Raw genomic sequence first — 10,637 nt, forward strand, 5'->3', positions numbered from 1 at the left:
AAAATTCTTGGATAATGGTGATAGTGTTTTTATGATAGAACATGATAAAAATCTTCTGTAATATTCTGCCTTTTCTTTATTATTCAAATGAGTTAATACCGTTTTATCATATTCATCTATCAATATTACTACTTGTTTTCCTGTTTTTTCATATATTTTTTTTGCAAGTGTACCTATATTAAAACTTTTTGTAAAATCTTCTAAATTATATATTTTTCAATCATAAAATATTTCAAGCTTTTCATTTATAAATTCATTTACATCTTCAAATTCGTTATAACTTGCAAAACTCATATATACTACTGGATTTGTTTCTTCAAAATTTCGTTTATCATAAATATATGTATTTTTGAATAATTCTTTTTCTCACATATACAAATATTTTATCATTGATAATGTCAATGATTTCCCAAATCTTCTCGGTCTAGACAAAAAATAATAATTATTACTTATCAATAAATTATATATTATTTTAGTTTTGTCTATATAATAATAATTATCTGTTATTAATTTCTTAAAATCTTGTATTCATATCGCTATTTTTTTCATCTATTTAATTTTTTTAATATTACTAAATCCTTTTCATTATAATTTTTTGTTTCACAAAATCAATATTTTGTTTTCACACAAAATATATAAACTCAAAATTTAATTATTCAATTAATTATTTTTTTAATCTTACAACTCATTTCACTCAATCCAAATCAAACTCTTTTTCAATATCAAAATCTAATAACTCCTCTACTATTTCAGATAAAGTTTCATTTTGTATATATTCACCAAAATTATCAATTATTTTTTCTCAATTATCAATTTTTAATTGTATTTTTATTCTATCAGCCACATTATAATCTATTTCTTTTCTTGCTTCTTGAATAATTCTTACAATATCTCTTGCATATCATTCATTTTTTAATTCTTTAGTTATATTTAAATCCATAGCTATTACTGTTCCAAAACCTCAATGAACAGATAAATCGGATCATTTAGTTTGATAAGAAATTTCAAATTCATTTTTTTCCAAAACATAGTCCCCTACTTTTATTTTTCAATCTTGTAATTCCTCAAAATTAGCTTCTTTAGCATTTTTAATAATTTCTTGTACTGCTTTTCAATATTTTGGTCATATAAGTTTTGCATTTGGCATAGCTATTTTTTTTGCAATTTGAGATATATCATAATTAGTAATTACTTTTTTTACATTTAATTCATCTTTAATTATATCTATATAATAATCAGATAAATTTTCTCAAATACTAATACTTGCAAGAGCTTGTCTCACTCTCAAACTATTTTTTGATCTAAGTCAAAGTCATAAACTTATAATATTTTGAACTAAATTCATTTCTTCATTAAGATCATAATCAATTAATTTTTCATCAAAAAGTGGAAAATTTTCCAAATGAACAGATTCTTTATCATTAAGTATTTTATAAATTTTTTCAGCTATAAAAGGACAAAATGGAGCCAATACTTTACTAAATTGAATTAATACATAATATAATGTATCATATGCTTGCATTTTATCATCATCATTTTCTGATTTCCAAAATCTTCTTCTAGATCTACGAATATACCAATTTGTAAGATTTTGTACAAAATTAGAAATAGAATTAGTAGATTTTTGTAAATCATAATTTAACATACTTTCATCTACTTCTTTTATTAATTGATTTAATTCAGAAATTATCCATTTATCTAGTTTATTATAATTTAATTTATGAAAATTAGAATTTGAAATTTCATTTAATATTTCATCAAATTGCCCTTCATAATTATCAATATTTGCATAAGTAGTAAAGAAATACAAAGTATTCCAAATCGGCAAAAGTAATTTTTTTACAACATCCAAAACTCATTCATCCATAAAATTAATATCTCATCATTTTACTAATGGCGAATTCATTACATAAAATCTAATAGCATCTCAACCATATTTCAAAAGCAATTCTTTAGGATCAGTAAAATTACCAAAAGATTTGGACATTTTCCTACCATCATTACCAGCTATTATACCAGTAGTAATAACATTTTGATAAGCATTTTGATCAAAAAGTGCTACTCCTACAACATGCATAACATAAAACCAAGCTCTAATTTGTCATACATATTCTACTATAAAATCAGCAGGATAAGCTTTTTCAAAATATTCTTTATTTTCAAAAGGATAATGAAATTGTGATAAACTCATACTACCACTTTCCAACCAAACATCAAGAACTTCTGACACTCTTGTCAAAGTATTTCAAGTTTTATGAGATTTCAAATATATTTTATCAAGATTATGTTTATGTAAATCTAATATTTTATTTGTTTGATCAAAAACATAATCAACAGCAAACATTTTATTTATTCAATATTTTGGATTATTTTCCAAATATAAACCAGAATTATATTTTTCTGTATCATAATCTATATTGTTTCTAAGAAACATTCTAGACAAAAATACTATATCACCATGAGCACATACAAGAATAGTTTTTCATTTATTGTTTTCTAATATTTTTTTCATAAAATTAGAAACTCTTTCATAAACTTCTTTTATTTTTTCTCATCATCAATATCAATTTTCCCATTTATAATTTTTACAAGAAAAAACTTGATCTTGTAAATTAGGAGAATTAACTTCTATTAATTCATCTATTTTATTTATTTTTAATCAATTAATCTCTGCCAAATCTTGAATAGTATTTACACATCTATCAAGTGGAGAACTATAACAAGCATCTATATTTATATTTTTAAACTTTTCAAATACTTGTTTTGCTTGTTCTTTTCCAATATCGTTTAAACTTGCTTTATTTTTGTAATCCATCAATCATTTTTCATTGTAATCAGTTCTTCAATGTCTTACAAAAATTATTTTTGTTACTTGTCCAAAATCTTTATTTTTTTCATAAATTTCTTCCAAACTTCAAATTACAAGTTTTTCATCTTCGTTTTCATCAGTCCACATAGGCATAGGAGTTGCCCAATATCTTTTCCTAGATAAACACCAATCAGGTGCAAATTCAATATTTTTTGCAAATCTTCAATTTTTTAAATATTCTGGAAACCAATTAATATTTTGATTTTGTTCCAATAATTTATCTTTCATTCATTGAATATCAAAAAACCAAGTATCTTGAGTTCTATAAACTAATGGAACTTGAGTTCTAGGACACACTGCTATTCTATGAGTAATATTTTCTTTTTTGAATAATTTTCATTCTTCTTTTAATCTTTGTATAATATCTTGTTGACAATCTTTAATAAATCTACATTGATAATCAGGAATTTGATAAGAATAATTACATTCATCATCTATACTTTCTGTTTGATAAAGTCAATTATCTTTTCATAATTGAAAATCTACTTCTCCAAATTCTGGAGCTTGATGACCTATACCAGTTCAATCTGTATCTGTAATAAAATTAGCATTATATATTTTGAAATTTTTTTCATCAACTTTTCAAACATAAAAATTGAATAATGGCTGATAACTCAATCATACAAGTTTATCTCATTTAAATTCTTGTATAATTTCATATTCTCATTTTCATTTCATCACTTCTTCTACTCTATTTTTGGCAAGTATATACTTTTCGCCTTTCAATTTTCAAGTTTCATCTTTCAACTCAATAATAACATAATCACAATCTTCATTTACTGCCAAAGCAAGATTTGCTGGTAAAGTCCAAGGTGTAGTAGTCCAAGCAAGAACATAAACTCATTCCCATTCTTTTCAATTAATTCAAAGATCAAATTTTACTGTAATAGCTGGATCATTCACTGATTCATAACTATCATCCATAGCTACTTCAAAATTTGATATAGGAGTTCACAATTTCACACTATATTGAGAAATTCTTTTTCATTTGTAAATAAATCATTTATCATAAAATTGTTTAAAAGTCCACATAACAGATTCCATATAATTTTGATTCATAGTTTTGTAAGCATTATCCATATCTACCCATCTACCAATATGGTCAATATACCAATTCCATTCACTACTTACTTGTTTAGTATAATTATAACATTCTTCAATAAAATTTTCTATTCAATTTTTTTCTATTTCAGAATTTGAATTAATACCAAGTTTTTTCATTACTTTTTCTTCAACAGCTATTCAATGACAATCCCAACCCCAAATTCTTTCGCATCTTTTTCATTTCATAGTCCAGTATCTAGGAACTGCATCCTTGATTGCAGAAACTAATAAATGTCAATAATGAGGAGTTCCAGTAATAAAAGGAGGTCAATCATAAAATCTATAAGGATTATTTTTTGATCTATTTTCAATTGATTTTTCAAAAATATTATTTTCTTTCCAAAAATTTATAATTTCTTCTTCAAGTTTTGGGAAACTTTGTTTTGGATTTAATTCAGGAAACATTTTCATGATTTTATTATTTTTTATATAATTAAATTTATATTATTCTTTAATATTGAAAAAAACTTAATTTTCAAGTAATAAATATTTATTTAAATTCTTGAAATTTATCTTTGTAAACAAAAAATACTCGCAAATATAATTAAAAAAGAATAACTAGATGATTTAAAAATTTAGAGTATTTCAAAATTATTATTTATATTAAATTATGAAAATTAAATTTATCTTATTTGAATCCACTTTTACAATTACCCACTCAAATAATTAAAGAGCATTACTTAAATTGAAAATTTTTCCGAAATACACATCAGAGAAACAGACTACAGAATAAACAAAATTCACTTTTATCTCTAATTTAGGGACGGGAAATTAGTAATTATTTGTATTGACATTATTAATATAATGTTTATATAGTATTTAATTTATTTTTTAATTTGTAATTATGGAAAATTCAGGTGATTTAGTTGAACAATCAAGTTGACAAGAACAAGAAGTTTTATGAAAATTAAAGTCTGTAATTGTACAAACATTATGATGAGTTTGAGATGATGAATGAAATAATTTAACATGATCTAGTACTAGAGTAAGAATAAAAAGAATTTGACAAAAAGATTTGGATATATTGATAGATTTGGGAATGTATCAATGATGAAACGAAGAAAAAGTTATTCAGTCCAACAAAGAATTACCTGTAAATCCTAATAAAATTGATGCAGTAATTTTAACTCATGCCCATCTTGATCATATATGAAGAATACCTATGCTTGTAAATAATTTACAAAGTATATTTAAATGACCTATATATGCTACCAAAGTAACTTCTATGTTGACATTGATATCATTACAAGATAGTGCCAAAATTATGAAAGAAAATTTGGAAACAACAGAATCTAGAGCTAGTAGACTTAAATCTTTTTTGAACACTCAATTATGAGAATTAAATTCTTTTCTTTCTGCTCAAAATAATAGATCAACTAGAAATAGATCAAATTATAGTAAAATTAAAGAAATAAGACAAAAATTTACAAAAGAAGAATTGGAACAAAAAATAGAAGAAATAAGAGATTTACTAAAAGAATATTGAGTAGAAAAAAATTCTGATATTGCTAATGTTTATAGATGAAAATTAGATAATGCAAAAGATAAACTTTTATACAATGAAGAAGATGTATTAAAAGCTTATTCTCTTATTAAACAAACTGAATTTTATCAAAAAGTGGAAATTTTACCTTGAGTTAAATTAATGTTTTTTAATGCTTGACATATAATGTGAGCTTGACAAGTTTTTCTTGAAATTGATAAATGAAATTGACAAACATTTAATATGTGATTTAGTTGAGATGTTTGAAGATTTTTTGATGAAACTTATATATGAAAACCTGATGTTCCAGACAAAAATTTTGATTTTTATCAAATAGAATCTACTTATTGAAATAGAGAACATAGTGATAAACAAATGGAAGATCAAAAAATGATTGATGAAATAAATAAAATAAAAAAAAGATGATGAAAGATTTTGATCCCCTGTTTTATGATACAGAGAATACAAGATATATCTATCAAATTACTAGAATTAATGGATAAATGAAAAATTCCAAAAATGCAAATATATTATGATTGATTATATACTGAAAAAATAAATAATATATATCGTTTATCTGATAATCCAAATTACAAAAATTTATGAAATAATTTATTAGTACCTATAAATAATGATGAAGTTCCTAATGAATTTGTAAAAACTAAAAAAACTTGTATTATGCTTGCTCCTTCTGGTATGATGCATTGAGGAAGTATTCAAAAATATATAAAACCTATTCTTGCAGATAAAAAAAATTCTTTATTTTTTGTTTGATATCAAGCTGAATGAACTAATTGAAGAAAAATTCTTGATTGACTTAGAAGTTTTGATCTTCCTTGAGTTTGATATGTTGATATAAAATCAGAAATACAAGTTTTTCGTAGTTTTTCTTGACATGGCGACAAAAATGATCTTAGATATTTAATGTTGGAACTTTGATTGAAGAGAAATTCAAAAGTTTTGGTAAATCATGGTGATCAAGTTGCACAAGAAAAATTAGTAGAAACATTAAAATGAGATTGATTTGATGTTCAATGAGCAAATGTTTGAGATATTTATAAACTTTATTAATATGGTGGAAACTAATAATTATAATTTAGAAAAATGAGAAACATATCTTGGAAATAATTTTATTGATTTATACAAAAGACAAGTTTTATCTTCTTTGTCAGAATGACAATTAGATGATATTATTAAAAATAAAACTATAATTATAGATTTATATATTAGAAAATATTTGTATTCATGAAATTGGAAAACTGAAATAAGTTTTTCTCCTATTCAATGACTTCCAGAATGATTAAAAATACAAAATCCTGATGTACTTATACAATTTTGTAAAATACATTGATTTTTTCCTATTATTCAAAATATTTATTTGGATAAAATAGATATTAGCAAAATTAAAGAAATACCTCAATTATTAAATTTATTTATTTGGATGATAAAAAATTGAGATATACATTATGCACTTTATTCTGAAATTAGTAAAATAATAGATATACTTGAATGAAATTGACTTAATAATTATGATATTGCTGATTTTTATTATATTATGTCTGTTTTTGACAATATTAGAACTGTTGGTACTAGAGATATACCACAATCTTTTTGAAGTTGATTACAAAAAAATAGAAATCAATGAACTTTCTCTGAAAATATTTTTTGTGAAATTGCTTTTAGATTGGAAAATGAACTTAGAAAAGCTCTAGGAATATATTCAACATATTTGAAACTTGCAAGTATGAGAGAAGATAATGAAAGAAAAACTGATATGAATATTACAGTAAATAAATGAGAAAACGATTTAGATTCTTACAAAACATACCCTGTACAATTTACTATTTCAAATATTGAAGAAAATAAAAAATTAAATAGACAATATAATGTCAATAAAAAAATATTATGAATAGAAAAATGGCTTTTTACAGAAATGTTTAAAACTAAAACTAAAATAACACCATTTATAGTTTTATCTGTAAATTGAGATTTTGCAAAAAAATTATCAAAAGGTGAATTTCAAGAACAATATGATAAACGAATTTCAAATAAAGAATTTAGAGAAAGTCAATCTGATTCCAAATTCCCATTTTTTATAAATATTTTGAAACAAGAAGATTTAGTATGAGCAAAAGTTTGATATGTAGTTTTGAATATATTTATTTCAAAAATTGATCTTGAAGATCAAAATCTTATGTCTGAAGATATTGAACATAAAATAAAAGAAATATTGGAAAATATGGAATGAAAAAAAATATGATGGATATTTTTGGATAAAATTTCTATTAAAATTTCAGAAAAAAAAACAATAAAATCTCCAAATCCTAAACAAAAAATAAATCTTACATTTTATGATATAGAATATTCTTACAAAGAAAAAAAATATTGAAATATGAAAATATATATATAATTTTTATTTTAAATATTTTAAGATTTAGTATATTTTAACTTTTTTGTATTCATCATATAAATATCAATACAATATTCAATAAGTTATGAAAAAAATATAATTTATAATACTATCTTCAAATACATGCAAAAATAGTCATTCTATCAATAATCAATAAAATCATATAGACAATAATAATAAATATTTTTGTAATTTTTTAGTTTCTTTATTTTTTGAAAATATTCATATTTTTCTAATTCATAAAAATATAAAAAATATTATTCATATCCAAATAATAAATCATATTGCTCATGAATCAATAAATACTTGCAAATACATATTTTCAGGTAATATTTCTCATCTGTGATGAATTGCAGGTCATGAAGATCCAAATCAAAGTCCCATACTATTGTTTATTGCAAAAATAATTGCATTTAGTGTCTCAGATATATGTAATTTTGTAGATTCAAATTTAACAAAACTTAAAATAGATATTAAAAATAATAAGAGAAATATTCAAATTCATATTATTTTTTTATTTTTCTTTAATTTATAAGGCAAGAAATACCAAAATTGTATTATTCAAGCAAGTATAAAACCTCTTGAAAATGTAGCAAGTCATCATAATATATATAAACTAGAATATGCAATTGATTTTATTGAATTTTTAGTTTTATTTTGTTTTTGTTTCATAAATTCAAAACTTTTACTTACAAAAAAAGATAAAAATAAAACAAGTAAAAATCAATAATTATTTGGTCAAGCAAATATTCAATTAAATCTTGCTAGTCAATCAGGTCAAGTACGATAATAAATAGGTGGTTTTTCTCAAAATTTCCAGTCTCAAACAGGTCCGTATCATAAATATTTTATAAATTCTTCTTTGAATCAAAATTTCATTAACTGCCAAAATATTCAAATAATTAAACTTATAATCAATGAATAAAATATAAAATTAATAAATTTTATTATATCTTTTTTATTAACTTTATCTATAAGCACTGTTCATACAAATGTAGAACTTAAAAATATTATCACAAAAAATATATTATATTTTATTCAAATAAATATATCATATAATCATTTTTGATTAATAAGTGATATTAATATTCACCAAAAAATATAAAACAATAGAAGTATTATAAAATATTTGTAATCTATTAAATATTTTTTGAATTTATCAAAGTTAAATATTATTAATAATAATACAAAAAAGAACCAAATAATTTCTTTTAATAAAGAAAAAATTAATTGAAATTGTCAATCAAAAATTCAATATACAAAAAAAGTATTTAATATATAATAAGAAAAAATAAATATGACAAATAATTTAACAAAATTTATAATCATTTTTTAAAATTCATTATAGATTTATACTATTGATATGATAGTTTAAAATCATTACAAAATAAAAATTAATTTCTTAATTAATTAATAGTTTAAAATACTGTTTATTTATGATTTTTCAAGAGAATTTAGTTTATTTATAAATAATTAAATAAAAAAACACCAACTATTTTAATAATAGCTGATGATTTTTTATAAATTAAATTTTAATTCAACATACCTTCCAAAAGACTAACAAACTGACTTGATGGATAAGCTCAAGGAACTAAAACCCAATCTCAAGTAGTTGTATCTAGAAGAACATTTCATGGAGTTCAAGAAACTCAAAATATTCTTCATTCTGATAAATTATCTTCTATAACTCAAGATACTTCAGCATTATCTATACAAGAATTAAATGCATCAACATCAACACCATAAGAAGATACTAAATCATCCCAAGCATCTCTATCATTTTTATTTGATAAAGCAAAAAAGTCTTTTTTGTAATTATAATAAACATCATTATCTCATAATTCACCTGCACATTGAAATGCATATGCTCATGGCATAGATTGTTCTCAAAATATAGGAAATGGTCTAAATTTGTAAGACACTTCATTATCTTCAAACTGAGAAATACTATTTATTACAGTTCAATCATTTGTATGTCTAGCACAATAAACACAATTAGGATCAGTATATTCTAGCCAAACAATTTTTGCATTTTCATCTCAATATGTAAATCATCTTGAAAGTATATTATCAATTTGATCTTTTGATATAGTTCATCTATCAAATCAATCATCACCAGTAGTAGATTCTGACACTTCAGTATCATTATTATCAGTAGTATCAGCAGTATCAGTATTACCTGCAGAACCTCAAAATTGACTTACAAATTGTTCCAATTGTTCTTTTTGTTGTTTAGCAAATTCTTCAGATGTAAAAGCTTGTTTAGCTATTTCATAATTTTCCATTCAACCAAACTCCAATGCAGCTATTTCTTGCATTTCTTTCTTTATCTCTTCAGTATTTACAGAACCACTTATATTTTCCAATTTTGTATCTAAAATATAATAATTAGCAGTAACAGTCAAAACTCAAACTATAAATATAGTAACAATAATATTCATTACATTAGATAAATTATTTTCGGGTGTATTATTTCCAGATTTGTTAGACATGTATATTCATATTATATAATAAAATATAAAAAACACTTATATTAATTTTTTTAAATTAATCAATATATTTTATCATTTTTAAATTGACAAAATAAAAAAAATACATTTATACAATTTTTCAATTTTCAAGTTTAATAACATTATCAGCAAATTTCAAAAGATTTTTATCATGTTCTATCATAAAAACACTATCACCATTATCCAAGAATTTTTTCAAAACATTTAATAATTTTTCAATATCTTGTGGATGTAATCCTACAGTTGGTTCATCAAGAAAAT

6 protein-coding genes are annotated in these 10,637 nt (G+C 22.2%); 2 read left to right on the forward strand and 4 right to left on the reverse strand.

All coding sequences use genetic code 25. The features are described 5' to 3' along the window. Positions 1-549 (reverse strand): AAA family ATPase (locus VAMP_RS04485; RefSeq protein WP_213349760.1); only part of this gene is annotated, 549 nt, incomplete at its 3' end. A gap of 115 nt (positions 550-664) precedes the next feature. After that, positions 665-4,384 (reverse strand): class I tRNA ligase family protein, encoded by a 3,720-nt coding sequence (locus VAMP_RS07145; protein WP_213349761.1) that lies wholly within the window; start codon positions 4,382-4,384, stop codon positions 665-667. Between the two features lie 433 nt (positions 4,385-4,817). Between VAMP_RS07145 and VAMP_RS07150 the strand changes: the two genes are divergently transcribed. Next, positions 4,818-6,527, forward strand: coding sequence for an MBL fold metallo-hydrolase (locus VAMP_RS07150; RefSeq protein WP_213349762.1), 1,710 nt, complete (start codon positions 4,818-4,820; stop codon positions 6,525-6,527). Position 6,528: 1 nt separating this feature from the next. Continuing rightward, a complete protein-coding gene (locus VAMP_RS04500; protein ID WP_213349763.1) occupies positions 6,529-7,866 on the forward strand; it encodes a hypothetical protein in 1,338 nt (445 codons plus the stop codon). Positions 7,867-7,890: 24 nt separating this feature from the next. Here VAMP_RS04500 and VAMP_RS04505 read toward each other — a convergent pair whose 3' ends face one another. Together VAMP_RS04505 and VAMP_RS04510 are read right to left on the reverse strand one after the other, a co-directional pair. Next, the gene (locus VAMP_RS04505; protein WP_213349764.1) at positions 7,891-9,195 is read right to left on the reverse strand and encodes a hypothetical protein; all 1,305 of its coding nucleotides are present in this window, start codon (positions 9,193-9,195) and stop codon (positions 7,891-7,893) included. A gap of 203 nt (positions 9,196-9,398) precedes the next feature. Further along, on the reverse strand, positions 9,399-10,358 hold the full coding sequence (locus tag VAMP_RS04510) for a DsbA family protein (protein WP_213349765.1): 960 nt from the start codon (positions 10,356-10,358) through the stop codon (positions 9,399-9,401). Positions 10,359-10,637 lie beyond the last annotated feature (279 nt).

The sequence above is a fragment of the Candidatus Vampirococcus lugosii genome (assembly GCF_018420025.1).
GTDB lineage: Bacteria > Patescibacteriota > Gracilibacteria > Absconditabacterales > Absconditicoccaceae > Vampirococcus > Vampirococcus lugosii.